Source organism: Chromobacterium subtsugae (assembly GCF_035919665.1).
Taxonomy (GTDB): domain Bacteria; phylum Pseudomonadota; class Gammaproteobacteria; order Burkholderiales; family Chromobacteriaceae; genus Chromobacterium; species Chromobacterium subtsugae.
In genome coordinates this window covers 593383-618089 of record NZ_CP142381.1, presented here as the reverse complement: position 1 = coordinate 618089, position 24707 = coordinate 593383, and the positions used below count along the sequence as shown (strand labels likewise).

General features: G+C 65.8%; 32 protein-coding genes. 3 read left to right on the top strand and 29 right to left on the bottom strand.

All coding sequences use genetic code 11. The features are described 5' to 3' along the window. Positions 1-28: 28 nt before the first annotated feature. Both U6115_RS03045 and U6115_RS03040 read left to right on the top strand, forming a co-directional pair. Positions 29-712 (top strand): hypothetical protein, encoded by a 684-nt coding sequence (locus tag U6115_RS03045; RefSeq protein ID WP_043578432.1) that lies wholly within the window; start codon positions 29-31, stop codon positions 710-712. Then, positions 712-1500: a TatD family hydrolase gene (locus U6115_RS03040; protein WP_043578429.1), complete on the top strand. Its 789-nt coding sequence runs from the start codon at positions 712-714 to the stop codon at positions 1498-1500. Before U6115_RS03045 ends, U6115_RS03040 begins: the two co-directional genes overlap by 1 nt. A gap of 66 nt (positions 1501-1566) precedes the next feature. Here the strand turns inward: U6115_RS03040 and U6115_RS03035 are convergent, their stop codons facing one another. From U6115_RS03035 to U6115_RS02935, 21 genes are all read right to left on the bottom strand, one after another. After that, the gene (locus U6115_RS03035) at positions 1567-3198 is read right to left on the bottom strand and encodes a methyl-accepting chemotaxis protein (RefSeq protein WP_043578426.1); all 1632 of its coding nucleotides are present in this window, start codon (positions 3196-3198) and stop codon (positions 1567-1569) included. Between the two features lie 200 nt (positions 3199-3398). After that, positions 3399-3743 (bottom strand): DUF2069 domain-containing protein, encoded by a 345-nt coding sequence (locus tag U6115_RS03030; RefSeq protein WP_043578423.1) that lies wholly within the window; start codon positions 3741-3743, stop codon positions 3399-3401. After that, the gene (gene tatC, locus U6115_RS03025; protein ID WP_043578419.1) at positions 3740-4483 is read right to left on the bottom strand and encodes a twin-arginine translocase subunit TatC; all 744 of its coding nucleotides are present in this window, start codon (positions 4481-4483) and stop codon (positions 3740-3742) included. Before tatC ends, U6115_RS03030 begins: the two co-directional genes overlap by 4 nt. Beyond that, on the bottom strand, positions 4480-4971 hold the full coding sequence (gene tatB, locus U6115_RS22765; RefSeq protein WP_043578411.1) for a Sec-independent protein translocase protein TatB: 492 nt from the start codon (positions 4969-4971) through the stop codon (positions 4480-4482). Before tatB ends, tatC begins: the two co-directional genes overlap by 4 nt. 15 nt (positions 4972-4986) lie before the next feature. Then, on the bottom strand, positions 4987-5193 hold the full coding sequence (gene tatA / locus U6115_RS03015) for a Sec-independent protein translocase subunit TatA (RefSeq protein ID WP_043578407.1): 207 nt from the start codon (positions 5191-5193) through the stop codon (positions 4987-4989). 53 nt (positions 5194-5246) lie between these two features. Continuing rightward, positions 5247-5570 (bottom strand): histidine triad nucleotide-binding protein, encoded by a 324-nt coding sequence (locus U6115_RS03010; RefSeq protein ID WP_043578405.1) that lies wholly within the window; start codon positions 5568-5570, stop codon positions 5247-5249. A 13-nt stretch (positions 5571-5583) separates the two neighbouring features. After that, positions 5584-5910, bottom strand: a complete 327-nt coding sequence (locus U6115_RS03005; protein ID WP_043578402.1) for a phosphoribosyl-ATP diphosphatase — start codon at positions 5908-5910, stop codon at positions 5584-5586. A gap of 121 nt (positions 5911-6031) precedes the next feature. Continuing rightward, entirely contained in the window at positions 6032-6415 is a 384-nt protein-coding gene (hisI, locus tag U6115_RS03000) for a phosphoribosyl-AMP cyclohydrolase (protein WP_043578399.1), read from the bottom strand. Further along, positions 6412-7176: an imidazole glycerol phosphate synthase subunit HisF gene (gene hisF / locus U6115_RS02995; protein WP_043578396.1), complete on the bottom strand. Its 765-nt coding sequence runs from the start codon at positions 7174-7176 to the stop codon at positions 6412-6414. Before hisF ends, hisI begins: the two co-directional genes overlap by 4 nt. A 76-nt stretch (positions 7177-7252) precedes the next feature. After that, positions 7253-7993, bottom strand: coding sequence for a 1-(5-phosphoribosyl)-5-[(5-phosphoribosylamino)methylideneamino]imidazole-4-carboxamide isomerase (gene hisA, locus U6115_RS02990; RefSeq protein ID WP_043578393.1), 741 nt, complete (start codon positions 7991-7993; stop codon positions 7253-7255). Between the two features lie 21 nt (positions 7994-8014). Beyond that, positions 8015-8653 (bottom strand): imidazole glycerol phosphate synthase subunit HisH, encoded by a 639-nt coding sequence (gene hisH, locus U6115_RS02985; RefSeq protein ID WP_043578390.1) that lies wholly within the window; start codon positions 8651-8653, stop codon positions 8015-8017. Between the two features lie 46 nt (positions 8654-8699). After that, complete coding sequence (hisB, locus tag U6115_RS02980) at positions 8700-9293, bottom strand: imidazoleglycerol-phosphate dehydratase HisB (RefSeq protein WP_043578387.1); 594 nt, start codon at positions 9291-9293, stop codon at positions 8700-8702. 4 nt (positions 9294-9297) lie between these two features. After that, on the bottom strand, positions 9298-10374 hold the full coding sequence (hisC, locus tag U6115_RS02975; RefSeq protein WP_043578385.1) for a histidinol-phosphate transaminase: 1077 nt from the start codon (positions 10372-10374) through the stop codon (positions 9298-9300). Between the two features lie 130 nt (positions 10375-10504). Continuing rightward, positions 10505-11797 (bottom strand): histidinol dehydrogenase, encoded by a 1293-nt coding sequence (gene hisD / locus U6115_RS02970; RefSeq protein ID WP_043578382.1) that lies wholly within the window; start codon positions 11795-11797, stop codon positions 10505-10507. 89 nt (positions 11798-11886) lie between these two features. Next, a complete protein-coding gene (gene hisG, locus U6115_RS02965) occupies positions 11887-12528 on the bottom strand; it encodes an ATP phosphoribosyltransferase (protein WP_043578379.1) in 642 nt (213 codons plus the stop codon). Between the two features lie 39 nt (positions 12529-12567). Continuing rightward, positions 12568-13332 carry a flagellar brake protein gene (locus U6115_RS02960; RefSeq protein ID WP_052258222.1) on the bottom strand — a complete coding sequence of 255 codons (765 nt, stop codon included), beginning with the start codon at positions 13330-13332 and terminating at the stop codon, positions 12568-12570. Positions 13333-13377: 45 nt separating this feature from the next. After that, a complete protein-coding gene (locus tag U6115_RS02955; RefSeq protein WP_043578376.1) occupies positions 13378-13956 on the bottom strand; it encodes an SCO family protein in 579 nt (192 codons plus the stop codon). Continuing rightward, a complete protein-coding gene (locus tag U6115_RS02950) occupies positions 13956-14855 on the bottom strand; it encodes a heme o synthase (RefSeq protein WP_043578374.1) in 900 nt (299 codons plus the stop codon). Before U6115_RS02950 ends, U6115_RS02955 begins: the two co-directional genes overlap by 1 nt. Next, positions 14852-15877: a COX15/CtaA family protein gene (locus U6115_RS02945; protein ID WP_043578371.1), complete on the bottom strand. Its 1026-nt coding sequence runs from the start codon at positions 15875-15877 to the stop codon at positions 14852-14854. The genes U6115_RS02950 and U6115_RS02945 overlap by 4 nt, the downstream gene beginning before the upstream one ends. 47 nt (positions 15878-15924) lie before the next feature. After that, the gene (locus U6115_RS02940; protein WP_047236578.1) at positions 15925-16437 is read right to left on the bottom strand and encodes a hypothetical protein; all 513 of its coding nucleotides are present in this window, start codon (positions 16435-16437) and stop codon (positions 15925-15927) included. Next, positions 16424-17146: an SURF1 family protein gene (locus U6115_RS02935; RefSeq protein ID WP_052258221.1), complete on the bottom strand. Its 723-nt coding sequence runs from the start codon at positions 17144-17146 to the stop codon at positions 16424-16426. The genes U6115_RS02940 and U6115_RS02935 overlap by 14 nt, the downstream gene beginning before the upstream one ends. On the opposite strand from U6115_RS02935, the gene U6115_RS02930 reads away from it, so the two are divergent. Beyond that, the gene (locus U6115_RS02930) at positions 17145-17342 is read left to right on the top strand and encodes a DUF2909 family protein (protein WP_043578367.1); all 198 of its coding nucleotides are present in this window, start codon (positions 17145-17147) and stop codon (positions 17340-17342) included. The two genes, U6115_RS02935 and U6115_RS02930, sit on opposite strands and share 2 nt — an antisense overlap. 14 nt (positions 17343-17356) lie before the next feature. On the opposite strand, the gene U6115_RS02925 is transcribed toward U6115_RS02930, so the two are convergent. The 8 genes from U6115_RS02925 to U6115_RS02890 form a co-directional block, all read right to left on the bottom strand. Next, positions 17357-18229: a cytochrome c oxidase subunit 3 gene (locus tag U6115_RS02925; protein WP_326912745.1), complete on the bottom strand. Its 873-nt coding sequence runs from the start codon at positions 18227-18229 to the stop codon at positions 17357-17359. 9 nt (positions 18230-18238) lie between these two features. Continuing rightward, positions 18239-18415: a DUF2970 domain-containing protein gene (locus U6115_RS02920; RefSeq protein ID WP_076098003.1), complete on the bottom strand. Its 177-nt coding sequence runs from the start codon at positions 18413-18415 to the stop codon at positions 18239-18241. Beyond that, complete coding sequence (locus U6115_RS02915) at positions 18412-18960, bottom strand: cytochrome c oxidase assembly protein (RefSeq protein ID WP_043578361.1); 549 nt, start codon at positions 18958-18960, stop codon at positions 18412-18414. The genes U6115_RS02920 and U6115_RS02915 overlap by 4 nt, the downstream gene beginning before the upstream one ends. Positions 18961-18970: 10 nt before the next feature. Beyond that, entirely contained in the window at positions 18971-20605 is a 1635-nt protein-coding gene (gene ctaD / locus U6115_RS02910; protein WP_043578356.1) for a cytochrome c oxidase subunit I, read from the bottom strand. A gap of 9 nt (positions 20606-20614) precedes the next feature. Further along, positions 20615-21730, bottom strand: coding sequence for a cytochrome c oxidase subunit II (gene coxB, locus U6115_RS02905; protein ID WP_043578353.1), 1116 nt, complete (start codon positions 21728-21730; stop codon positions 20615-20617). A gap of 352 nt (positions 21731-22082) precedes the next feature. Next, positions 22083-22910, bottom strand: a complete 828-nt coding sequence (gene blaOXA / locus U6115_RS02900; RefSeq protein ID WP_043578348.1) for a class D beta-lactamase — start codon at positions 22908-22910, stop codon at positions 22083-22085. Between the two features lie 76 nt (positions 22911-22986). Then, positions 22987-23613 (bottom strand): dethiobiotin synthase, encoded by a 627-nt coding sequence (bioD, locus tag U6115_RS02895; protein WP_043578344.1) that lies wholly within the window; start codon positions 23611-23613, stop codon positions 22987-22989. Between the two features lie 52 nt (positions 23614-23665). Continuing rightward, positions 23666-24664 (bottom strand): S66 family peptidase, encoded by a 999-nt coding sequence (locus U6115_RS02890; RefSeq protein WP_101527480.1) that lies wholly within the window; start codon positions 24662-24664, stop codon positions 23666-23668. Between the last annotated feature and the right edge of the window lie 43 nt (positions 24665-24707).

Below are 24707 nucleotides of genomic sequence, written 5' to 3'. Positions count from 1 at the left end.
CTGGCCCTTTCACACTACCGGAGCCCCCATGTCCCGCCTGCCCTTCCTCGCCAGCCTGCTCTTGCTGTCGCTGGCCTCCCTCTCCTGCCGCGCCGACGACGGCAAGGACCTCGACCTGTCGATCAGCACCGAGCTGATGACCCGGCAGACCGCTTACGGCAATTCCTCGCGGCTGCAGCCCAGCGTGGACATGCAGTACCGCACCCGCTTCGGCGCCTTGTACATCCAGGATGGCGAAGGCGGCTGGGCGCTGCCGGCGCCGGCCGGCTGGGTGTCGCTGGGCGTGGCCAGCGAGCCTGCCTGGAGCCTGGGCGGCGGCGTGTCGCAGAGCCTGGCCATCGCCCGCTACGGCTTCGACCTGCCGCGCGACGGCAGCCTGTCCTTCGGCTACGCCAGCCGCATCGGCGACAGCCACCCCGGCCAACTGCTGGTGGCCAGCCTGGACGCGCCGCTGGGCGACTGGATGGGCCAGAAGTTTTCAGTGCTGGGCTGGGCCAGCCTGGCCAACCAGAAGCGCCGGCTGGGTTTGAATCACCATGACGACGGATCTGGCTGGCAGCTGGAGCAAAGCAATCTGTTGCTGGTGATGTCGCACCCGCTCTCCCGCCACTGGACGCTGGACCTGGGCGCCGGCAGCCGCTGGGCGGCGGAAAACACCGGCGAGCATACCGCCGGCTGGCAGACGCTGCTGGGTTTCACCTGGAAACTGTGATGCGCTTCGATCCGCTGCCGCCGGAGGACTGCCTGATAGACAGCCACTGCCACCTGGACGCGCCGGAGCTGGCGGCGGACGTGGACGGCGTGGTGGCGCGCGCGCGCGCGGCCGGCGTCGGCCAACTGCTGGTGCCGGCGGTGACGGCCGGCACTTTCGCCGACGTGCTGGCGATGCGCGAACGCTACGGCTGCTGGATCGCCTTCGGCCTGCACCCCATCTATCTGGACCAGCACCTGGACGAGCACTTGGCGCTGCTGGACGCCGCGCTGGCAGAGCACGCGCCGGTCGCCGTCGGCGAGATCGGACTGGATTTCTACTTGCCCGAGCTGGAGCCGGCGCGGCAGGAAAAACTCTTGGTCGAGCAATTGAAGCTGGCGCGCAAGCACGGCCTGCCGGTGGTGCTGCACGTGCGGCGCTCGGTGGACCGGGTGCTGAAACACCTGCGCGAACAGAAGGTGGAATGCGGCATCGCCCACGCCTTCAACGGCAGCGAACAGCAGGCGCAGGCCTTCATCCGCCAGGGCTTCAAGCTGGGCTTCGGCGGCACGATGACCTACAGCGGCTCGCGCCGCATCCGCGCGCTGGCCGCCACCCTGCCGCTCTCCAGCCTGGCATTGGAAACCGACGCGCCCGACATCCGGCCGGAATACGCGCAGGACACGCCGAACGAGCCGTTCCAACTGGCCCGCTTCGTCGAGGTGCTGGCCGAATTGCGCGGCATGGCGGCCGCGCCGCTGCGGCGGGCGCTGCGCGAAAACACCCTGGCGGCGCTGGCCTTGCGCTGAGCGCCGGCCCAGCGAAAAGCCCCGGACCTGCCGGGGCTTTTTTGCGACGGGCGCAGCCGCGGCCGCTCAGGTGCGGAAACGCTGCAGGCAGCCGTCCAGTTCGTGCGACAGCGTCTGCAGCCGCGACGCCAGCGTGCTGGCTTCGCCGGCGGCCTGGTTGGTCTGGCCGTTCATCTGCGCGATCTGCTCGACGTTGCGCGCCACTTCCTGGCTGGCGTGGCTTTGCTCGGTGATGGCGCTGGCGATGTCGGTGATGCGCTCCACCGAATGCTCGGCCAGCTCGCGGATCTGTCCCAGCGCGTCGGCGACGCTGGAGGCGCTGACCACGCCGGTTTCGATGCGGCTGTTGGCCTGCTGCATGCTCTGGTAGGCGCGCTGGGTGTCGGCCAGCACGCCGTCGATATGGCTGGAGATCTCGGTGGTGGCCTGGCTGGTGCGTTCGGCCAGCTTGCGCACTTCGTCGGCGACGACGGCGAAGCCGCGCCCCATCTCGCCGGCGCGCGCCGCCTCGATCGCCGCGTTCAGCGCCAACAGATTGGTCTGGTCGGCGATGTCGTGGATCACCCGCACGATGTCGCCGATATCGGCCGAGCGCTGGTTCAGGCCTTCCATCACCGCGGCGGTTTCGGTGATGCTGCTGGCGATCTGGCGGATTTCGCCGGCCGCCTTCTGCGCCAGCTCGTTGCCCGCCGACGCCTGCTCCATCGTCAGGCGCGCCTGGCGCTCCACGTCCTGGGTGCTGTCTGCCACCAGATTGATGCTGACCGACATCTGCTCGATCGCCGCGGCGCCGCTGGCGGCGGCCTCGGACTGCCGCGCCGACGCCGACGACACGTGCTCGCTGACCTGGCTGAGCTGGCCGGCGGCCTGGGCCAGGCTGGTCGAGTGGCCCTGCGACTCCACCACCACCGCCCGCACCGTGTCCACCAGTTTGGTCAGCGAGCCGGCGACGTTGCCCAGCTCGTTCTGGCCGAAATCGGGCAGTTGCAGCCTGAGGTTGCGCTGGTCGGCCAGCTCATGGCTGCTATCGCGCATCTGCAGCAGCGGCTGGCGGATGGAGGCGATGATGATCCAGGCCACCAGCGCGCCGGCCGCCAGCGCCACGGCGATTTCCACCAGCAGCTGGTTGCGCACGCTGGCGGCGGTGGCGTCGATCTGGTCGTCCAGCTGGCCCACCGCATCGGCCGCCACCTTGCCCAGCGCCTCGCTGACGCTTTCCATCTGGTGGATGTTGTCCTTGTACTGATCCAGCTGCTTGTTGGCGTCGGCGGTGGCGGTGACCTGCTTGCCTTCCACCATGCCGGACACCTTGCCGACGCCGTCGGCGTAGCCGGCCAGCAGCGTCGACAGCTTGTTCAGCTGCTGAGCGGCGTCGTCGTTGAGCGGATGGCCGCCGGCCTGCTGGATGGCCTTCTGCGCGCCCGCCTGCGCGCTCTTCCACTTGCCCAGGTATTCGGCGCGCTTGGCGTCGTCGGCGATATTGATGAAGTAGTCTTTTTCGAAGCGGCGCAGATTGCCCATATTGCGCTGCAATTCGACGATGTCCGTGTAGAACAGCAGGTCATGCGAGCTGACCTCCTCCACCCGCTTGGAGATCTTGTTCAGACCCAGCTGGGTCAGACAACCGGTCAAGATCAGGGCCGCCAACAATAGCCCGAAGCCCAGGGTGATCCTGGCCGCGATAGACAAATTCCGCATGGTATTTCCCCATACCCGATGAGATTGAACCTGGCCGGGCTGAGCCCGATCCGTTTTAGTGCTGCGATTCTAGTTGACGACTGTCGTTACAAACCAGTTACAACATCCCCAACGGTTAAATTCACGCCGTCGCAGTATCAAAAAGCTCAAAAAAAAGCCGGCAGCATGGGCCGCCGGCTTTTTCGCGCGCGTGTCGCAGCTCAAGCTCTGCGCTTGAAGCTCCTGGCAAATCCCAATACACAGATAAAGAATAGTGTACTAAGCAGAACTTCACCCAAGGCAAAGCGTCCGGCGAGGCCGGGGTCCGCCCAGCCGCGCATCACCCCTTCGCTGAAAAAAGCCAGGATGAACATGCTGGACCATTGATAGGTATAGAGCCGGCCGGCCAGGATGCCGCGCAGCGGCAGCAACAGCAGCAAGGCCTTGAACGCCAGGAAGGAGCCGCCCGGACGCAGCGGCGCCAGCCACAGCTCCCAGGCCAGCGTCAGCAGGATCAGCGCGATCAGCGCCGCCGACGCGCCGCGGCGGAAGAAGTCGCGGCTCATGGCGCCGATTCGGCCTGTTCGCGCGCGCGCGCCTTGCGCTCCATCAGCGCCGCCGCCAGGACCCCCACTTCGAACAGCAGCCACAGCGGCACCGCCAGCATGGTCTGCGACAGCACGTCCGGCGGCGTGACGATGGCGGCCACCACGAAGGCGCCGACGATCACGTAAGGCCGCGCCTCGCGCAGCTTGGCCACCGTCACCACGCCCATCCGCGTCAGCAGGATCACGATCACCGGCACCTCAAAGGTGGTGCCGAAGGCGAGGAACATGCCGAGCACGAAGGACAGGTATTTGTCGATGTCGGTCATCATGCTCACCCCCGCCGGCGTCACCGCCGACATGAAGTGGAACACCACCGGAAACACCAGGAAATAAGCGAAGCTCATCCCCAGGAGGAACAGCAGCAGGCTGGCCAGCACCAAGGGCAGGACCAGCTTTTTCTCATGGCTGTAAAGCCCGGGCGCGACAAAGGCCCACACCTGGTACAGCGTGTTGGGCAGCGACACCAGGAAGGCCACCAGCATGGTCACCTTCATCGGCACGAAGAAGGTGGACGTGACTTCGGTGGCGATCATGCTGCCGCCCTGCGGCAGCGCGTCCAGCAAAGGCTTGGCCAGCAGATGGTAGATGTCGGACGACCAATGGAACAGGCCGAGGAAGACCAGGGCGATGCCCAACAGGGCGCGCACCAGCCGGGTGCGCAGCTCGATCAGGTGCGCGAGCAGCGGTTGTTCGTTCATTCGCGGGCTTGGGAGGCGGAGGGTTGGGAAGCGGGCGGATGGTGCGGCGGCAGATCGTCGAACAGGTCGAGCTGGTTTTCGTCGCGCGGCGCGGCGGCTTCGGCCGCGGCCGGCGCCTCGGCCGCTTCTTCGGGATGCAGGCTCTGGTGTATCGTGCGCTCGGCCTCGAACAGCGGGCCGGCGGCCTCGTCGACCAGCGCGCGCGCTTCGGCGGCATGGCCATCCACCGCCTGCCGCACTTCATTCACTTCCGCTTCCAGCTGGCCGCGGAAGGTATGGGCGGCATCCTGCAAGTCCTGGCGCAGGCTGTCCAGCCCGCTCAGGTTGGCCTGCTGGTGGATGTCGGCCTTCACCGTGGCGACGAAACGCTGCGCGCGCGCCACCAGCGCCCCCACGGTGCGGGCCACGGTGGGCAGGCGCTCCGGCCCCAGCACCACCAGCGCCACCACGCCGATCAGGACGAATTCGCCGAAACTGATGTCAAGCACGCCGCGTCACCGTGCTTATTTCTTGTCGGCTTCGCCGTCGATGATGCGGCCGGTCTGCTCGGGAGGCTGCTGCGCGCCGCCCTTGCCTTCGTTCATGCCTTCCTTGAAGCCCTTGACCGCGTTGCCCAGATCCTTGCCGATATTGGGCAGCTTCTTGGTGCCGAACACCAGTACCACGATCAGCAGCACGATCAGCCAGTGCCAGATGCTGAGAGAACCCATTTTCACTTTCCTTATTTCAGAAACGGGCGGCGCCGCGCGACGCCCAGGCGCGCTCAGCCCTTGTGGCCGAACACGTGCACATGCAGGTGGAACACTTCCTGGCCGCCGCCGCGGCCGGTGTTGATGCCGGTCTTGAAGCCGGACTCCAGGCCCTGCTCCTTGGCCAGCTTCGGCGCCAGCGTCAGAATCCGGCCCAGCACCGCCTCATGCTCGGGACCGCAATGGGCCAGCGAATCGACGTGCAGCTTGGGAATGATCATGAAATGCACCGGCGCGATCGGACGAATGTCGTGAAAGGCCAGCACGTCGTCGTCTTCGTAAACCTTGTTGGCGGGAATCTGTCCCGCCACGATCTTGCAGAAAAGGCAGTCGCTCATCTTGTATCCCGTATCAGGCGGAGGGTTTGCGCGAGGCTTTCTCGTCCAGCCCGGAAATGCCTTCGCGGCGATGCAGCTCCATCACCACGTCTTCCGGACGCAGGCCATGATATGTCAACAGCACCATGGTATGGAACCACAGATCGGCGACTTCGCGCACCAGGTGCAGTTTATCCTTGTCCTTGGAGGCCATCAGCGTTTCCGCGGCCTCTTCCGCCACCTTCTTCAGGATGGCGTCCTCGCCCTTGTGGAACAGCGAAGCCACGTAGGACGATTGCGGAGCGGCCTCGCGCCGCGCCTCCAGCGTATCGGCGATGTTTTTCAACACATCCGGGGTCATATCGATATCCTTTGCGCCGAAATCCGGCGATTATGCGGGCCCGGCATGGCGCGCTGATGACAGCGCGGCCCGGCCAGCCATTCTAACCCGTCCGCCTGCCGCGGCGTTGATCGGCGGCAACTCAGCCGTGATAGATGCTGTGCGGATCCTTCAGCACGGCGTCGACGATGGTCCAGCCGCCATTCTCGAAACGGCGGTAAAAACAGCTTTCCCGTCCGGTATGACAGGCGATGCCGCCGATTTGTTCTATCTGCATCACGATGACGTCGCCGTCGCAGTCCAACCGCAACTCCTTCACCGTCTGCAGGTGGCCGGACTCCTCGCCTTTTTTCCATAGTTTCTGCCGCGAGCGGCTGAAATAATGCGCGATGCCGGTGTCGGCGGTCAGCTGCAGGCTTTCGCGGTTCATCCACGCCACCATCAGCACCCGGCCGCTGGCCGCGTCCTGGGCGATGGCGGTCACCAGGCCCTTGTCGTCCCACTTCACTTCATCCAGCCAGCTCATAGCCGCACCTCGATGCCGGCGGCGCGCATCGCCTCTTTGGCCTGGGCCACCGTGTATTCGCCGAAGTGGAAGATGCTGGCGGCCAGCACCGCGTCGGCGTGGCCTTCCTTCACCCCGTCCACCAGGTGCTGCAGATTGCCGACGCCGCCGGAGGCGATCACCGGAATGCCCACCGCGTCGGACACCGCGCGCGTCAGCGGCAGGTTGAAGCCGGACTTGGTGCCGTCGCGGTCCATGCTGGTGAGCAGGATTTCGCCGGCGCCCAGCTCTTGCATCTTGCGCGCCCACTCGACGGCGTCCAGCCCGGTGCGGTTGCGGCCGCCGTGGGTGAACACTTCCCAGCGGTCGTTCTCCGGCGTCACCGCCTTGGCGTCCAGCGCCACCACGATGCATTGGTTGCCGAAATGGTCGGCCGCCTCCTGCACGAATTCGGGATGGGTGACCGCGGCGGTGTTGATGCTGACCTTGTCGGCGCCGGCGTTGAGCAGGCGGCGGATATCTGCCAGCGTGCGCACGCCGCCGCCCACCGTCAGCGGGATGAAGACCTGGTCGGCCACCGCCTCGATCACGTGCAGGATGATGTCGCGCTGGTCTGAGCTTGCGGTGATGTCGAGGAAGGTGAGTTCATCGGCGCCCTGCTCGTTGTAGCGGCGGGCGATTTCCACCGGGTCGCCGGCGTCGCGCAGGCCGACGAAGTTGACGCCTTTGACCACCCGGCCGGCGGTCACGTCAAGACAGGGAATGATGCGTTTGGCAAGCATGTGAGTATCCGCAAAACCGGCAGCGCGCCGACGCCGGGAACGCTCCCGGCGGCGGACGCGCCGCCTGCAGCCGTTTTTATTCGGCCAGTTCGTCCGCCAGCGTCTGCGCGGCAGCGAAATCAATGCTGCCCTCGTAGATCGCGCGGCCGGTGATGGCGCCTTCGATGCCCTCTTCCTCCACCGCGCACAGCGCGCGGATGTCGTCGAGGTTGGTCAGGCCGCCGGAGGCGATCACCGGGATGGTCAGCGCCTGCGCCAGCTTGACGGTGGCTTCGATGTTGACGCCGTTCATCATGCCGTCGCGGCCGATGTCGGTGTAGATCACCGAGTTGACGCCGTAATCCTGGAAGCGCTTGGCCAGATCGATCACATTGTGATTGGTGATCTTGGCCCAGCCATCGATCGCCACCATGCCGTCCTTGGCGTCCAGGCCGACGATGACCTGGCCGGGGAAGGCGTCGCAGGCGTCATGCAGGAAGCCCGGCGTCTTGACGGCGGCGGTGCCGATGATCACATAGGACAGGCCCATGTCGAGGTAGGCCTCGATGGTGTCCAGATCGCGGATGCCGCCCCCCAGCTGCACCGGCATGTCCTCGCCGACCTCGCCGAGGATGTCGCGGATCACCGCCAGGTTTTTGGGTTTGCCGGCGAAGGCGCCGTTGAGGTCCACCAGATGCAACCGGCGCGCGCCCTGGTCGCGCCAGTGGGCGGCAACCTTGACCGGATCGTCGGAGAAAATGGTGGCATCGTCCATCGCGCCCTGTCTCAGGCGCACGCATTGACCGTCTTTCAGGTCTATCGCGGGTATCAGCAGCATGGTGCTAAGTCGAAACGTAAGTTAAACATTGCCGTCCCAGGCCAGGAAGTTCTTCATCATCTGAAGTCCGGCCCGGTGGCTCTTCTCGGTGTGAAACTGTGTGGCGAATATATTGCCACGCCCGACGATACAGGAAAAACGCTCGGGATAATCACTTTCCGCCAGGCTCAGCGACGCGTCGCCGGGCGCAAAGTGGTAACTATGCACAAAATAGAAGCGCTCGCCATCGGCGATGCCGGCGAACATCGGGTGGGCGCGGCGCTGGTAAACCTGGTTCCAGCCCATGTGCGGCACCTTCAGGCGCTCGCCGCCGGCGACCAGGCCGTCGGCGAAGCGCACCACCTTGCCCGCAAACAGGCCCAGGCCGGCTGTGTCGCCTTCCTCGCTATGATCGAACAATAGCTGCGCGCCGACGCAGATTCCAAAAAACGGCTTGCTCTGCGTGGTTTCACGGACCGCGTCGGCCAGGCCGTGGCGGTTCAATTCGCGCATGCAGTCGGGCATCGCGCCCTGGCCGGGGAAGACCACCTTGTCCGCCTTCACCACCGCTTCCGGGTCGCGGGTGAGGAAAATATCGGCGCCGGTTTCGTTGACGGCCTGCAGGGACTTCAGCACCGAGTGCAGATTGCCCATGCCGTAGTCGATGACTGCGACTTTCATCTTGCTACCTGCTCATATTCGGGTTGGAACCACTCCGCGGCGCGGCTCATATGCTCAGCGTGCCCTTGGTGGACGGCGTGATGCCGGCCATCCGCTCGTCGTGCTCGCAGGCCATCCGCAGCGCGCGGCCGAATGCCTTGAAGATGGTTTCGGCCTGGTGGTGGCTGTTGTGGCCGCGCAGATTGTCGATGTGCAGCGTGACCATGCTGTGGTTGACGAAGCCGTGGAAAAACTCGGAGAACAGGTCGACATCGAACTGGCCGATGCTGGCGCGGGTGTAGTCGACGTGGTAGACCAGGCCCGGGCGGCCGGACAGGTCGATCACCACCCGGCTCAGCGCCTCGTCCAGCGGCACGTAGGCGTGGCCATAGCGGCGGATGCCCTTCTTGTCGCCGATGGCGCGGGCGAAGGCCTGGCCCAGCGTGATGCCGATGTCTTCCACCGTGTGGTGGGCGTCGATGTGCAGGTCGCCCACCGCCTTGACGTCGAGGTCGATCAGGCCGTGGCGGGCGATCTGGTCCATCATGTGGTCGAGGAAGGGCACGCCGGTTTCAAAGCGGCCCTGGCCTGTGCCGTCCAGATTCAGCATGACGGTGATCTGGGTTTCCAGCGTGTTGCGGGTGACGGTTGCGGTTCTCATGGCTTCAGGCGAAAAAACGTTGGATGGCGGACAGCAGCGCGGCGTTCTCATCCGGACTGCCCACGGTCAGGCGCAGGCAGTGGTCCAGCAACGGGTGGCTGCCGTGCAGCTGCTTGATCAGGATGCCGGACGCCTTCAGGTGCTGGAACAGCGCCGGCGCGTCCGGCGCGCGGACGGTGAGGAAGTTGGCCTCGGACGCGAACACCGCCAACTGCGGCAACGCCGACAGCGCATCGCTCAGGCGGGCGCGTTCGGCGCGCAATTCGGCGGCCTGGCGGTTGAACACGTCCAGGTGCTTCAGCGCGAACTTCGCGGCGGCGAGGGTCAGCACGTTGACGTTGTACGGCGGCCGCACCTTGTTCAGCTGCTCGATCCAGGCCGGGCTGGCCGCGGCGTAGCCGAGGCGGATGCCGGCCAGGCCCAGCTTGGACAGGGTGCGCATCACCAACAGGTTGTCCAGCTCGCCGGCCAGATCCATGAAGCTGTCGGAGGCGAAGCTCTGGTAAGCCTCGTCCACCACCACCAGCCCCGGCGCGGCGCGGCAGATCGCCAGCACCTCGTCGCGGGCGTAGCGCGGACCGGTCGGGTTGTTGGGATAGGACACGAACACCACCGCCGGCTGTTCGCGCTCGATGGCGGCCAGCGTGGCCGGCAGGTTCAGCGTGAAATCGCCGTTCAGCGGCACGCCGACATACTGCAGGCCGGAGAACAGCGCGTTCATCTTGTACATCACGAACGACGGCTCCAGCGCCAGCAATTTGGCGCCGGGGCGCGCCAACGCCTGGGTGACCAGCGTGATCAGCTCATCCGAGCCGTTGCCGAGCACGATGTCGGCGCCGGCCGGAATGGCGAAGGCGGCGCGCAGATCGTCCTTCAGGCCGCCGCCGTTGGCGTCCGGATAGCGGTTCAGCGCCACCTGGGCCAGTTCGGCGGCCAGCGCGTGCTGCAATTCGATCGGCAGCGGCCACGGGTTTTCCATCGCGTCCAGCTTGATCAAGCCGGCGGCCGGCGCCACATGGTAGGCGCCGATGGCGGCGATCTCGTCGCGGACGAGTTGCTTGGCGGTCAGTTTGGTCGTCATCGTGTGTCTGCGGCGCGGCGCGCCGTCATGAGCCCGCGGGCGGGCAAAAAAACATCGTAACGCGTCGGCGCGCGGCGGGCTACCGCCGCGCGGCCAGGAAGCCGCGCCTGTTGCGGCGCGGGCACGGCGCTTACTTGTCCAGCCGCAGTTCGGCGGCGCGGGCGTGGGCGGTCAGGCCCTCGCCATGCGCCAGCAGGCTGGCGATGCGGCCGAGCTTCTGCGCGCCGGCCTGCGACACGCGGATCAGGCTGCTGCGTTTCTGGAAATCGTACACGCCCAGCGGGCTGGCGAACCGCGCGGTGCGGCTGGTCGGCAGCACGTGGTTGGGGCCGGCGCAGTAGTCGCCCAGGCTTTCCGAAGTGAAGCGGCCCATGAAGATGGCGCCGGCGTGGCGCAGCTGCGGCAGCAGCGCGTCCGGATCGGCCACCGACAGTTCCAGGTGCTCCGGCGCGATGTAATTGCTGATCTCGCAGGCTTCGGCCAGGTCGGCCACCTGGATCAGCGCGCCGCGGTTGCCGAGGCTGGCCTCGATGATGGCGCGGCGCGGCATGGCCGGCATGAGCTTCTGGATGCTGGCTTCCACCCGCGCGATGTAATCGGCCGACGGGCACAGCAGGATGGCTTGGGCAATCTCGTCGTGCTCGGCCTGGCTGAACAAGTCCATCGCCACCCAGTCCGGATCGGTGTCGCCATCGCAGATCACCAGGATTTCCGACGGGCCGGCCACCATGTCTATGCCCACCACGCCGAACACCCGGCGCTTGGCGGCGGCGACGTAGGCGTTGCCGGGGCCGGTGATCTTGTCCACCTGCGGCACGGTTGCGGTGCCGTAAGCCAGCGCCGCCACCGCCTGCGCGCCGCCGACGGTGAATACCTTGTCGACGCCGGCGATATAGGCCGCCGCCAGCACCAGATCATTGCGCTCGCCGCCCGGGGTCGGCACCACCATGATGATTTCGCCGACGCCGGCCACTTTGGCCGGCAGCGCGTTCATCAGCACCGAGCTGGGATAAGCCGCCTTGCCGCCCGGCACATAGATGCCGACGCGGTCGAGCGGCGTCACCTGCTGGCCCAGCAGAGTGCCGTCTTCGTCTTCATAGCTCCAGGAGTGGGCCAGCTGCTTTTCATGGTAGCGGCGCACGCGTTCGGCGGCGGCGGTCAGCGCGTCGCGCACGTCGGCCGGCAGCCGCGCGAACGCCGCCTCCAGCTGCTCGCGCGACAATGTCAGGTCGGCCATGGAGGCCGCCTGCATGCGGTCGAAACGGTTGGTGTACTCCACCAGCGCCGCGTCGCCGCGATGATGGACATCGGCGCAGATGGCCGCCACGGCGGCGTCCACTGCGGGGTCCTGCGCGGTTTCGAAGGCCAGCAGCGCTTGGAGGCGCGCGGCGAAGTCGGGCTGGGAGGAGGACAGTTTCAACATGATGATTCTCTGATGCTTGGAGTCTGAACAGTTGGCAACGCCGGCCGCAGGCATACGGTTGACCGCTACCCGGCCGGCATGCGGATGAATCAGGCCGGCACGGCGCCGGCGAAGGCGTCCAGCACCGGCTGGATCGCGTCGTATTTCAGTTTCAGCGCGGCCTGGTTCACCACCAGGCGCGAGCTGATGTCGATGATGTGCTCGACCGCCGCCAGCTTGTTGGCGCGCAGCGTGCCGCCGGTGGACACCAGGTCGACGATGGCGTCGGCCAGGCCGACCAGCGGCGCCAGCTCCATCGAGCCGTACAGCTTGATGATGTCGACGTGCACGCCCTTCTTGGCGAAGTGCTCGCGGGCGATCTGCGGGTATTTGGTGGCGATCTTCAACCGCGCGCCCTGGCGCACGGCGGCGTCGTAATCGAAGCCTTCCTGCACCGCCACCATCATCTTGCACTTGGCGATGTTCAGGTCCAGCGGCTGATACAGGCCGGCGCCGCCGTGCTCGATCAGCACGTCGCGGCCGGCGATGCCGAGATCGGCCGCGCCGTACTGCACATAGGTGGGCACGTCGGAGGCGCGCACGATCACCAGCTGCACGTCCGGATGGTTGGTGCCGATGATCAGCTTGCGCGAGGATTCCGGGTTTTCCGCCGGCACAATGCCGGCAGCCGCCAGCAGCGGCAGCGTTTCTTCAAAAATGCGGCCCTTGGACAGGGCGATGGTCAGCTTCATGATGTTCTACTGCGGTAAAAGTATGTGGATCGTGTGGAATCAGCCGACCAGCGCCCGGCGTTCGCGCTCCAGGAAGCCGACATAGCGCTGGATCAGGGTTTCCATCTGCGGCGTGAGGTTGAGATAGGAGCAGCCTATCCGCATCGCCTCGTTGCCGTTGCGCATGCGCGCGGTCAGCCGGTGGCGCACCTCGATGCCGAGGTTGAGCGTGCCGAACGGCTTCAGGTCTATCGTGCATTGGCGGTACTGCTGGCCGATGTCGAAACCGGTGGTGGACACGCCGGGCAGCCACAGACTCATGCCGCCCAGGCTGATGTCGAACAGCGCCAGGTCGATCGCGCGCTGGCCGAAGTCGGCGACATGGCAGAACACCGGGGTGCCCAGCGGCGTCTGGATGCGGAAAAACTCGCGCCGCTGCAGCTTGATCACCTGTTCGGGCAGCTTGCAGAGAAAAGCCGGCCGCCCCTCCAGCATCACCTTGCTCACCTGCCCGGTGACGAACTGGGTTTTCACTCCTTCCGGCGAGCAGACGAAGACATTGCGCTCGCTGTTCAGCACCTGGGCATTGGTATCCTCTTCCGCGCCCCAGTCAAACGTGAACAGACCTGTCTGGAAGTCGACATCGAGCAGGCGCGTCAGGATGAAGCTTTTCCCCTTGTTGGCGAAAACCGTCACCATGTGGCCGTGCTTGGCGATGCTCGCCAGGTGCTGCGCGATCTCCGCCGGCGTGGCCAGGGTGAACTTGGCCAGATCCAGCGGCTGATGCGAGCCTGTCGGGCTGCCGGGAGAGGTGTCGTTGCTCACGATGTTCCGACCTTCATGTCTGCGAATGAGAGTGATACGCCCAGTTTAGCGTAACAACTGCTGGATATCATAAGCAAGGTTGGCTGCCGGCGTGCCATAAGCCTGAAACACCCTCAGCTTGCCTTTCTGGTCCAGCAGATAGGAACCCGCGCTGTGGTCCACGCTGTAGCCGCCACCCGGCGTCGGCACTTTCTGCGCCACCACCTTGTATTGCTTCTTCACTTTTTCGATCTGCTCCGGCGTGCCGGTCAAGCCGATGAAGCGCTTGTCGAAGTGCGGCACGTAGCCGGCCAGCACCTTGGGCGTGTCGCGCTCCGGGTCGACGCTGACGAACAGCACCTGCACCTTGTCGGCGTCGGCGCCCAGCTGCTTCATCACCGACGCGTATTCCAGCATGGTGGTCGGGCACACATCCGGACAATTGGTGTAGCCGAAGAACAGCGCCACCACCTTGCCATGGAAAGCCTCCAGGCCAAGCGGCTTGCCGTGGAAATCGGTCAGCGTGAAATTGCCGCCCATGGAATCGTCATCGATCGCCGTGCCTTTGAAATTGACGGCGGGCGCACAGGCCGACAGCGCGAACGCCGTCAGCAGGCCAAGCAACAACTGCAGGAATTTGGACATCAGGTAAGCGGTATCAGACAGTAGTGGTCGATCAGTAAAGCCGCGAACAGCCAGGTCAGATACCAGATCGACCAGCGGAACGTGCGGCGCGCCAGAGCGTCAGCATACTGGCGATGCAGGCTGACAGCAAGAAACAGCAGCCTGGCGTCCAGCAGCAATACCGCTGCCATGTAAATCCGGCCCGACTCACCCAAAGCCACTGGCAGCAAGGTGATCGCCGACAGCAGCAGCGTGTACAGCACGATGGACAAGGTGGTGTAGCGCTGGCCGTGGGTGACCGGCAGCATCGGCAGATTGGCGCGGGCGTAGTCGTCGCGGCGGTACAGCGCCAGCGCCCAGAAATGCGGCGGCGTCCAGGCGTAGATGATCAGGAACAGCACCAGCGCGAAGGCGCTGATCTCGCCGCTGACCGCCGCCCAGCCCAGCACTGGCGGCATGGCGCCGCTGGCGCCGCCGATCACGATGTTCTGCGGCGTGTTCGGCTTGAGCAGCAGGGTGTAGACGATGGCGTAGCCGACAAAGGTGGCCAGCGTCAGCCAAGCCGTCAGCGCGTTGCAGCCGGCAAACAGCAGCAGCAGGCCCATGCCGCCCAGCGCCAGCGCCGCCAGCAGGGTTTCCAGGCCGCCGATCTCGCCGGTGACGGTGGCGCGCCAGGCGGTGCGGCGCATGCGGGCGTCGACGCCGCGCTCCACCAGGCAGTTGATCATCGCCGCCGCCGCCGCCACCAGCGCGATGCCCAGAGTCGCCGCCGCCAGCACCGCGGGGTCGGGCAGCCCCGGGCTGGCGAGAAACATGCCGATCACCGCGCAGAACACGATCAGCGCCACCACCCTGGGCTTGGACAGCTGCCACAAGGCCTGCGCGTGCTGCCGCCACAGCGGCAAACTCAATTCGCTCATCTGCCCTCTCCCGGTCTGGTGACGCCGGTCATGACGGCCGGCGTCACCCGCGCCGCCGGCCTGAGTTCAGCCGCGCGCGGCCGCAGCCGCGACAGCAGCAATAAAGCGGCCATCAGCAGCAGCGCCGCGCCGGCGTTATGCGCCACCGCCAGCGGCAAAGGCAGCTGCAGCAACACGTTGGCGATGCCCAGGCCCACCTGCAGCAGCCAAGCCGCGGCCAGCCAGGCCAGATGGCGCCGCAGCGGCGGCAGCCGCCAGCCCAGCGCCAGCACCGACAGCAGCAGCAGCGACACCAGCAGCGCGCCCAGCCGGTGCAGCCAATGGATGGTCACCAGACTGGCGAAATCCAGCAGGCTGCCGTCCGGCGCCTCGCCCAGCTCGCGCAGCAGATGGAAGGCATGATCGAACCGCAGGGCCGGCCAGGCGTCGCCGTTGCAGCCGGGAAACCCCTGGCAAGCCAGCGCCGCGTAATTGCTGGACACCCAGCCGCCCAGCGCCAGCTGCAGCGCCAGCGCCGACGCCAGCAGGCCGGACAGACGGCCCAGCAGCGGCGGCGCTGTCACCGCGGCCAGCCGCGGCGATGCCGCCATCCACGCCAGGATCTGCAGCACGCCCATGCCGCCCAGCAGATGCGAGGTGACGATGGCCGGCTTCAACAACAGGGTGACCGTCAGCATGCCCAGCAGGCCCTGCGTCAGCACCACACCCAGCAACAACGCAGCCGGCAGCCGCTGCCGGCCGGTGCGCCAGGCCTGCCAAGCGATCAATACGATCAGCGCGCCCAGGCTGCCGGCCAGGTAGCGGTGCAGCATCTCCTTCCAGGCCTTGTCCAGGCTGACCGGCCCATCCGGCGCCAGCGCCTGGGCCTGCTGGATGGCAAGCGCCGCATGCGACGGCGACAACTGGCCGTAGCATCCGGGCCAGTCTGGACAGCCGAGGCCGGCATGGGACAATCTGACATAGGCGCCGAACGGCACCACGACCGCGGCCAGCAGCAAGGCCAGCCAAACCAGTTTTCGCATGGCAAAAGTCCCCTATCGCGCAACGCGTCCGCCGGCCAGCCGCCGGCTCAGCCCAAGCCGTTGTTCACCTTCAGCACCTTCGCCACTTCATCGATGATCCGCCGCGGGTCGGCGCCGTCCTGGTAGAACATCACCTGATTGCCCAGCGGGTCCACCAGGTAAAAGCCCTGATTGCCCGCCGGCAGCGCCTGAGCGGAAATGTGAGGCAGCCTGTGCGGAACATCGTCCATCGCCGCCGCCCGCGGCGACACCAGCAGCGCCACCCGGGTCAGCCGGGATGCCGCCTCTCCTTGCGCCCGTTCGATCTGCCGCATCGCATACCAGCGCTGCCGGCAGCGGTTATGGCAGTCCGCGCCCAGCACCGAGGCCAGCACCCACTTGCCGCGCGGCCACTCCGGCTGGCCGGACGCGGCGAAGGGATGGGTGGGCAACAACTGGCCGTAGCTGCGTCCGCCTCCCGGCGGCAGCAGCGCATAGGCCAGCCACGCCGCCACCACCGGCGCCAGGCATAGCAGGGCCATCGCGATCAGCGCTCTTTGTCCGCGCTTAATGGACTTCATGTCGGCGTCTCCACATCAGCCAGCTCAAGCCGGTCAGGCAAAATCCCAACAACAGCCACTGGATGGCGTAGGCGTAATGTCGATCCGGCATGAACTCCGGCACCACCGGCCAGTGCAGCAGCGGGTCGGGAGAGTTCTCCAGCACCACCACGCCCTGGAACCAATGCCCGGGGTAACGGCGGCGCAGCGCCGCCTCGTCCACCTCGTCCACCGGTCCCGCCGTGCCCTTGGCCGCGCCGGACAGGACGAAATGATGGGGCGTCGGCATCCGGTAGCCCTGCGGCTGAATCTGTTCCGGCGGAAAGTCAGGCATTTTGGCGCCGTCCACCAGCCATCCCAAATCCAGCAACACCAGTGAACGGTCCGGCCCCTGCCGCCAGGGCTGCAGGATGCGGCGGCCGCTCTGGCCGCCCAGATAGCTGTTGCGCAGCTCGATGACCGGTCCGGCCGGCTCGCCCTGCGCCAGCCGCACCCGGGTGAAGGCCGGCGGCGGCTCCGCCTCCCGGTACACCAGGCCAACCGGCGCGGTGCTCATCGCGCTGGTCAGCGAGCGCATCAGCACTTCCTTGTCTTGACCCCGCTGCCACTGCCATACTGCCAATGCATAAGGCAATAAGGTGATCAGCAGGAGCAGCAGCCATAGCGTCCGCTGCCACCCTGGCCGGCGCTGCTTCTTTTCCGAATCGGAATGTGTGGAGGATACGGTCATGAAACTCGTCATCCTGTTCTTGCTTGTCTGCATCGTCCTGGCGTTGTTCTGGGGGCTGACCGGACTGCTCAAAGCCGAGCATGGCTCCCAACGTCTGGTCAGATCGCTGACCCTGCGGGTCGGGCTCTCCATCGGCCTGTTCCTGTTATTGCTGCTGGGCGCGCTGTTCGGCTGGTGGCGCCCGCACCAGGTTTGACTGCCGCCCCCCGTTCATAGCCAGTAAACGAAGATGAACAGCAGCAGCCATACCACATCGACGAAGTGCCAGTACCAGCTGGCCGCCTCGAAGGCGAAATGCTGGCTGGCGTCGAAATGCCCGTTCAACGCGCGCAACCACACCACCAGCAAGATGATGGAACCCAGCAGCACGTGCAGGCCGTGGAAGCCGGTCAGCATGAAGAAGGTCATGCCGTAGGCGCCGGAAGCCAGCGTCAGATGCAGCGTGGAAAACGCATGGCCGTACTCGTGCAGCTGCAGCGTCAGAAAAGAGAAGCCCAGCAGCACCGTCAGCAGCAATCCCAGCTTGAATTGCTCGCGCTTGCCTTGCAGCAGCCCCCAGTGCGCCCAGGTGACGGTGGCGCCGGAGCTGAGCAGGATCAGCGTATTGAACGCCGGCAGCCCCCAGGCCTCCATCGCCTGGTAAGCCTCGGTGATGCCCGGCCCGGTGGCCAGCGGCCACGACGCCTGGAAGTCCGGGTACAGCATCTTGTAGTCCAGCGAGCCCAGCAGCGGCACCGACACCGTACGCACCCAGAACAGCGCGCCGAAGAAGGCGCCGAAGAACATCACCTCGGAAAAGATGAACCAGCCCATCCCCCAGCGGAAGGACATGTCCTCGCGCCCTAGGTAAACGCCATGGCGGCTTTCGCGGATCACATCGCCGAACCAGCCCACCAGCATGAACACTAGGATCAGGAAGCCCAGCCCCAGCGACAGCTTGCCCAACAGCAGGCCGTTGACCGCGAAAGCCGCGCCCAGGCCGATGAAGAACAGCGCCACCGCCCCCACCATGGGCCAGCGCGACGGCGGCGGCACGAAATATCGGTCCTGCTCGGCGACGGACGCCATTTGCTCAGTTGACATGTCTTCCTCCTAGCTGGTCACCCAGGACACCACCAACAGCAACAGCGCGATCAGCCCCGCCATCAGCAGCAGGGCCGTCGCGATCAACTGCCACGGCTTCAAGATCTGATCCACCCTGGCCGCGGAACCCTTGCGCACGCCGATGAAAGCGCCCAGCACCGCCCGCACTCCTTGCACCCAGCTCATGACTTGCCTCCCTGCCCCGGCACATCGAACACGGTGTAAGCCAGCGTGATGCTGGCGATCGAGGCCGGCAGCTTGCGGTCGATCACGAACACCACCGGAAAGGTGCGGGTCTGTCCCGGCAGGAAACGCTGCTGGGTGAAGCAGAAGCACTCCAGTTTCTTCACATACTGCGCGGCCTCGCCGGGCAGGTAGCGCGGCAGCGCCTGGCCGACCACCTCGCGCGGGCTGGCATTGGTGATCTGGTACTGCACCTGGACGAAGGTGCCGGGTTTGACCTTCAGATGCCTGGTCAGCGGTCTGACCTGCCATGGCAAGCCCGCCTGCACCGTGGCGTCGAAGGTCATGTCGACTTCGGCGCCGCCGGCCGCCAGGTCGCCGCTGGACAGCTCGTCCGCCTTCACCACATCGTTCAGGCCGGTCTGCTCGCAGACGATCCGGTACAGCGGAATCATGCCCCAGGCGAAGCCGAACATCAGCGCGGCGATCACCATCAACCGCCCCATCAGGCGGAAGTTGCGGCGCTGCGTCCTGGCGGCCGTGTCCATTGCGTCATCCTCAATGCGCGCGCGGCTCGCCTGGCAGGTGGGACAGGATCACGCCGTTCTCCCCGACCTCGAGCTTGGGCGCCTGCTCGAAGCTGTGGTAGGGCGCCGGGGTCGGCAGCTCCCACTCCAGCGTGTTGGCGCCCTCCCACGGCCTTTGCGGCGCGACCGCGCCGTGCCGCAGCGAATGCAGGATGTTGTACAGGAAGATCAGCTGGCCCAGGCCGAACATGAAGGCGCCGACGCTGGCGATCTGGTTGAATTCGGTGAACTGCAGCGCGTAGTCGGGAATCCGCCGCGGCATGCCCGCCAGCCCGAGGAAGTGCATCGGGAAGAAGGTGACGTTGAACCAGATCATCGACCACCAGAAATGCAGCTTGCCCAGCCTCTCGCTGTACATCCGGCCGCTCATCTTGGGAAACCAGTAATAGATGGCGGAGAACAGGCTGAACAGCGCGCCGGCCACCAGCACATAGTGGAAATGCGCCACCACGTAGTAGCTGGCGTGCAGCTGGATGTCCACCGCCGCCACGCTGAGGGTGATGCCGGACAGCCCGCCGATGGTGAACAGCAGGATGAAGCCGATGGAGAACAGCATCGGCGTCTCGAACGTCATGCTGCCTTCCCACATGGTGGCGATCCAGTTGAACACCTTTACCCCGGTGGGCACCGCGATCAGCATCGTCGCGTACATGAAGAACAGCTGGGCGGTGGCCGGCATGCCGGTGGCGAACATGTGGTGCGCCCACACCATGAACGACAGCACGCCGATGGAGCTGGTGGCGTAAACCATCGAGGTGTAGCCGAACAGGGGCTTGCGCGCGAAGGTCGGAATCACCTGGCTGACGATGCCGAAGGCCGGCAGCGCCATGATGTAGACCTCGGGGTGGCCGAAGAACCAGAACACATGCTGGTAGAGAATGGGGTCGCCGCCGCCGGCGGCGTTGAAGAAGTGGCTGCCGAAGTGGCGGTCGGCCAGCACCATGGTCACCACCCCGGCCAGCACCGGCATCACCGCGATGATTAAATAGGCGGTGATCAGGCTGGCCCAGGCGAACATCGGCATCTTCATCATCGTCATGCCCGGCGCCCGCAGGTTGAGGATGGTGACGATGATGTTGATCGAGCCCATGATGGAGCTGATACCCAGAATGTGGATGGCGAAGATGGTCATATCCATCCCCACACCCATCTGGGTGGACAGGGGCGCGTACAGCGTCCAGCCGGCTGCCGCCGCGCCGCCCGGCACCGCGAACGACATGAGCAGCAGCAGCGCCGCCGGCGGCAACAGCCAGAAGCTCCAGTTGTTCATCCGCGCGAAAGCCATGTCCGGCGCGCCTATCATCAGCGGCAGCATCCAGTTGGCCATGCCGGTGAAGGCCGGCATGATGGCGCCGAACACCATGATCAGGCCGTGCAGCGTGGTCAGCTGGTTGAACAGCTCCGGCTGGAAGAAGCGCAGGCCGGGGCTGAACAACTCGGCGCGTATGCACAGCGCCAGCACGCCGCCGGACAGGAACATGGTGAAGGAGAACCACAGGTACATCGTGCCGATGTCCTTGTGGTTGGTGGCCATCAGCCAGCGCGCGATGCCGTGCGGCTTGCCGTGGTGGGCGCCGCCGGCGTGGGTGGTTTCTGCGATTGCCATGACGTCTCCTTATGCCGCTTTGCCGCGCGCGGCCTTCACTTCTTTGGGCTGCACCGCCTGGCCGGTATGGTTGCCCCAGCTGTTGCGCTCGTAGGTGATCACCGCCGCGATGTCGGTATCGGACAGCTGCTTGCCCCAGGCCGCCATCGCCGGGTTCTTCTTGCCGCCGAACAGCACGATCTCGATATGGGCGGCCTTGTCGCCGGTGGCGATGGGCGAGCCGTCCAGCGCGGGGAAAGTGCCGGGAATGCCCTTGCCGTTGGCCTGATGGCAAGGAATGCAGTTCTGGGTGTAGATCTTCTCGCCGCGGGCCTTCAGGTCCTCCAGCTTCCACACCTTGTTGGGATCGTCGGCGCTGGCCGCCATCTGCTTGATCTTGGCCTCGCGCCACTTGGCGTAGTCGTCCGGCGACTTGGCCACCACCACGATGGGCATGAAGCCGTGGTCCTTGCCGCACAGTTCTGAACACTGGCCGCGGTAGGTGCCCGGCTGTTCTATCAGCATCCAGCTGTCGCGCAGGAAGCCGGGCACCGCGTCCTGCTTGACGCCCAGCTGCGGCACCCACCAGGAGTGGATGACGTCGTTGGCGGTCAGCAGCAGGCGGATCTTGCGGTTGGTCGGCACCACCAGCGGCTCGTCCACCTCCAGCAGGTAATTGGCCGGCCGCGGGATCTTGCCCTCTATCGCCTCGCGCGGCGTGGACAAGTGGCTGACGAAGCCGAAGTTGTCATCCAGATAGTCGTAGCGCCACTTCCACTGGTAGCCGGTGACCTTGATGGTCATGTCCTCGTTGCGAGTGCCTTTCTGGGCCAGCACCGCCCGGGTGGCGGGCAGGGCGATCAGTACCAGGATCAGCAGCGGCACCACGGTCCAGATGATTTCCACCGTGGTGTTTTCGTGGAACTGCTTGGCCTGGTGCCCGGCCGACTTGCGGTGGCGGATGATGGAGTACAGCATCACCAGGAACACCACGGCGAAGATGACGCCGGTGATGATCAGCAGCAGGGTGTGCAGATGGTATTCGGTGCGCGCCAGCGGGGTGACCGGCGCCTGCAGGTTGAATTCCGCCGCCGCCGCGCTTTGCGCGGCCAGCAGCAAACAGCACAGAATGCGCAAACAAGACATGTCGCCCCCCTGGTGGTCAAATGACCGACACAATGAAATGCATGCACAGCCGCCGGTTAGGCCCGGCATGCTTTCATCGTAGGAGCTAAGTCAGGAAAAACAAGAAGCTGTCATGACGCGGCGCAATGCCGCGGGACAAGAGGATAAGCCGCGGCCTGAACGCTGCCGCCGCAGCCGATCGGGCCCGTTGCGGCACAGCCATTCGCCGGGCGGCGCGCGCCGCCGCGTCGGCATGCCAGGCCTCGGGCCATCCGGCGGCGCGTTTGGACGCGGCCCGCCAACATGCGCCTGCTGGCCGGAGTGACAGGCCGGATGCGAGTCGCACAGCGGCCGTCATCGCCTAGCCATGGGGTCAGCGGCGCTTGCCGTCGGCCAGCCCATCCGCCAGCGCGGGCAGTTCCTTGAGAAAGGCCTCGCGCGAGCGCACGCCTGGGGTGCCCGGCAGTTTGCCATCGTCCTGGATCAGGCGGGCGAATATCAGCCGGCGCTCTCCCTGCTCGGCCCAGCCGACGAACCAGCCATACGGGTGCGCCAGATCCTGCTTGCCGTTCCGCAGCCAGGGGTAAGCCATGCCGGTTTTGCCGCGCACGTTCCAGCCGCCGGGCAGCGCGGTTTGTTCGACGATGCTGCGCGCCAACCGTTGCGCCTCTGGCGAGGCCGGCAGCCGGTGGTGCAGCAGATTGTCGAGGAAAGCCACTTGCTCCAACGGCGACACTTTCAGCGAAGAGCCGATCCAAGCCCGCTCCAGGCCATTGTTCTTGCCGGGATCGCCGGAGAAATCGGCATTGCCGTAGCCGAATGCCCCCGCGTAGCGGCCCAGCGCCTCGGCGCCCAGGCGGTGGGTGATCTGCTGCGAATACCACACTACCGAATATTTCAGCCAGCGCGTCGGATCGGTGTCCTGCCGCCACGCCTCGCCGCCCCAGTCGACATAACCCTGGCGGTAGGGCAGCGCCGGCGCATGCTCGCTCTTGAGAAAGCCGGCATCGTATCCCATCACCGCCAGCGGGATCTTGAATGTGGACGCCGGCGAGACGCGATCGCGGCAATCGCCCTGCTGCAGCAGGATGGCGCCGCTGTGGCCATCGGCCACCGCCGTGCAAATCGTCTTGGCCTGGGCTGGCGCGAGGGCGCAGACGGCTGCCAGCCAGCCTGCCGCCAGCGCGATCGGGTGCTTCATTGAATTTCCTTGTCCGGATGATCAGAGTAGATATCTGTCAGCCAGCCGGCGCGGATGTTCCCGACGCCGCGGCGAATCATGGCTGGTACGGGATTTCCAGCAGCATCGGCGCCGGGATATGGCGCTTGAGGGTTTCCAGATTCTCGTCATACGCGGCCTGCCGCGGCTGCGGACAATTGGCCACCCAGCCGGCCAGCGCCAGGCCGCTGCCCTGGATGGCGCGCGCCGTCAGCAACGCGTGGTTGATGCATCCCAGCCGCATGCCCACCACCAGGATCACCGGCAGGGCCAAATCCCGCGCCAAATCCTCCATGAACAGCGCATCGGTCAATGGCGCCAGCCAACCGCCCGCGCCTTCGACCAGCACGATGTCGGCCTGCGCCGCCAGTTGCTCATAATGCTGGCGGATGCGCGCCAAGTCGATCTCCACTCCCGCCTGGCGCGCGGCGATGTGCGGCGACACCGGCGGCAAAAAGCGGTAGGGATTCATCAGCTCCAGATCGGTTTGCCCAGTGGCGGCGGTCAAACGCGCCACATCGTCGTTATGCCAGCGGCCATCCGGCAAAATCTCGCAACCGGACGCCACCGGCTTCATCGCCAGCACCGATCTGCCTTGCCCCCGGTAATGGCGGATCAGCTCGACTGCGGAATGGGTTTTGCCGATCTCGGTATCGGTGCCGGTGATGAAATAGCCCTGGCTCATTGCGGTATGTCCTGTGGTGAAACCGCCGGAAAACGGCGAAACAGCGGCAGTTCTACACCAGCGCGCGCCAGTCTTCCAGTATTTCCACCATCGATTCGCCCGCATCCACCCTGACATTCACCCCCAGCGGCAGGGTGAGCATCGGGTGGGTATGGCAGCAGTCGAAGTCGGCGAGTATGGGCAGCGGCAGGCCATCCAGCACCTCCAGCAGAATGTCGGACGGTCTGCGGCCAGTGCCGCAATCATCGAAACCCTCATGCTTGCCCAGCAAAACCGCGCCGGCTTTGTCGAATATCCCGGCCAGCTTCAGCATGGCGAGGTTCTTCTCCACCGTGGCCGCATCTTTCAGGCCATCCTCCAACAACAGGATGTCCCCTTGGCGGATAGGCGGAAAATATTCGCTGGCGAGAAAGCCGTACAGCGTATTGAGATTGCCGCCTATCAGGCGGCCCTCAGCGCGGCCAGGTTGAATGCAGCGCCACTGGTTGGCTTGCAGCGTCTTGGGCCGATCCTGGCTCTCCCACGGCAGACGTTCATCGCTCCAATGCGCGGGCATCCGCAATGCGTATGGATAGGACGGCTCCCCCATCGCCAATGCTGCAAAAGCCCGCCAGGTCTCCTCCACCAGCGGCGGAAACTCGCCCAGCGACGCGACCAGCGCAGGGCCATAAAAAGTCGGGACTCCGGTTTTCGCATACAGGGCCAGCAGGATCGCGGTGGCGTCGGAATAGCCGACCACGATCTTGGGATCGCGGCGGAAGGCGTCATAGTCCAGATAAGGCAGCATCGCATTGCTGTTGCTGCCGCCAATGGTGGACATGATGCAACGCACCTCGGGGTTGCGCAGCAAGGCATTGAACTCCGCCGCCCGCTCGCGGGCGCTGCCGGAACGGTAGCCGTCGTCGGCGCCGGTCAACGCGCCGGGCAGGAAACGCAATCCCTGCCTGCCGACAAACTCCACCGCGCGCCGGTAACGCGCCGGCTGCCTCGCCGTGATGGGAAAAGAAGGACTGAAACAGGCGAGCATATCGCCCGGCTGCAAATGACGCATCGCGCTGTCTCCGGATAGTGGCATAAATCCTAGGTCTAGCCAC

Coding starts and splice junctions, on each gene's coding strand:
- U6115_RS03045 (WP_043578432.1), top strand. CDS start 29: ATGTCCCGCCTGCCCTTCCTCGCCAGCCTGCTCTTGCTGTCGCTGGCC.
- U6115_RS03040 (WP_043578429.1), top strand. CDS start 712: ATGCGCTTCGATCCGCTGCCGCCGGAGGACTGCCTGATAGACAGCCAC.
- U6115_RS03035 (WP_043578426.1), bottom strand. CDS start 3,198: ATGCGGAATTTGTCTATCGCGGCCAGGATCACCCTGGGCTTCGGGCTA.
- U6115_RS03030 (WP_043578423.1), bottom strand. CDS start 3,743: ATGAGCCGCGACTTCTTCCGCCGCGGCGCGTCGGCGGCGCTGATCGCG.
- tatC (WP_043578419.1), bottom strand. CDS start 4,483: ATGAACGAACAACCGCTGCTCGCGCACCTGATCGAGCTGCGCACCCGG.
- tatA (WP_043578407.1), bottom strand. CDS start 5,193: ATGGGTTCTCTCAGCATCTGGCACTGGCTGATCGTGCTGCTGATCGTG.
- U6115_RS03010 (WP_043578405.1), bottom strand. CDS start 5,570: ATGAGCGACTGCCTTTTCTGCAAGATCGTGGCGGGACAGATTCCCGCC.
- U6115_RS03005 (WP_043578402.1), bottom strand. CDS start 5,910: ATGACCCCGGATGTGTTGAAAAACATCGCCGATACGCTGGAGGCGCGG.
- hisI (WP_043578399.1), bottom strand. CDS start 6,415: ATGAGCTGGCTGGATGAAGTGAAGTGGGACGACAAGGGCCTGGTGACC.
- hisF (WP_043578396.1), bottom strand. CDS start 7,176: ATGCTTGCCAAACGCATCATTCCCTGTCTTGACGTGACCGCCGGCCGG.
- hisA (WP_043578393.1), bottom strand. CDS start 7,993: ATGCTGCTGATACCCGCGATAGACCTGAAAGACGGTCAATGCGTGCGC.
- hisH (WP_043578390.1), bottom strand. CDS start 8,653: ATGAAAGTCGCAGTCATCGACTACGGCATGGGCAATCTGCACTCGGTG.
- hisB (WP_043578387.1), bottom strand. CDS start 9,293: ATGAGAACCGCAACCGTCACCCGCAACACGCTGGAAACCCAGATCACC.
- hisC (WP_043578385.1), bottom strand. CDS start 10,374: ATGACGACCAAACTGACCGCCAAGCAACTCGTCCGCGACGAGATCGCC.
- hisD (WP_043578382.1), bottom strand. CDS start 11,797: ATGTTGAAACTGTCCTCCTCCCAGCCCGACTTCGCCGCGCGCCTCCAA.
- hisG (WP_043578379.1), bottom strand. CDS start 12,528: ATGAAGCTGACCATCGCCCTGTCCAAGGGCCGCATTTTTGAAGAAACG.
- U6115_RS02955 (WP_043578376.1), bottom strand. CDS start 13,956: ATGTCCAAATTCCTGCAGTTGTTGCTTGGCCTGCTGACGGCGTTCGCG.
- U6115_RS02950 (WP_043578374.1), bottom strand. CDS start 14,855: ATGAGCGAATTGAGTTTGCCGCTGTGGCGGCAGCACGCGCAGGCCTTG.
- U6115_RS02945 (WP_043578371.1), bottom strand. CDS start 15,877: ATGCGAAAACTGGTTTGGCTGGCCTTGCTGCTGGCCGCGGTCGTGGTG.
- U6115_RS02940 (WP_047236578.1), bottom strand. CDS start 16,437: ATGAAGTCCATTAAGCGCGGACAAAGAGCGCTGATCGCGATGGCCCTG.
- U6115_RS02930 (WP_043578367.1), top strand. CDS start 17,145: ATGAAACTCGTCATCCTGTTCTTGCTTGTCTGCATCGTCCTGGCGTTG.
- U6115_RS02935 (WP_052258221.1), bottom strand. CDS start 17,146: ATGACCGTATCCTCCACACATTCCGATTCGGAAAAGAAGCAGCGCCGG.
- U6115_RS02925 (WP_326912745.1), bottom strand. CDS start 18,229: ATGTCAACTGAGCAAATGGCGTCCGTCGCCGAGCAGGACCGATATTTC.
- U6115_RS02920 (WP_076098003.1), bottom strand. CDS start 18,415: ATGAGCTGGGTGCAAGGAGTGCGGGCGGTGCTGGGCGCTTTCATCGGC.
- U6115_RS02915 (WP_043578361.1), bottom strand. CDS start 18,960: ATGGACACGGCCGCCAGGACGCAGCGCCGCAACTTCCGCCTGATGGGG.
- ctaD (WP_043578356.1), bottom strand. CDS start 20,605: ATGGCAATCGCAGAAACCACCCACGCCGGCGGCGCCCACCACGGCAAG.
- coxB (WP_043578353.1), bottom strand. CDS start 21,730: ATGTCTTGTTTGCGCATTCTGTGCTGTTTGCTGCTGGCCGCGCAAAGC.
- blaOXA (WP_043578348.1), bottom strand. CDS start 22,910: ATGAAGCACCCGATCGCGCTGGCGGCAGGCTGGCTGGCAGCCGTCTGC.
- bioD (WP_043578344.1), bottom strand. CDS start 23,613: ATGAGCCAGGGCTATTTCATCACCGGCACCGATACCGAGATCGGCAAA.
- U6115_RS02890 (WP_101527480.1), bottom strand. CDS start 24,664: ATGCGTCATTTGCAGCCGGGCGATATGCTCGCCTGTTTCAGTCCTTCT.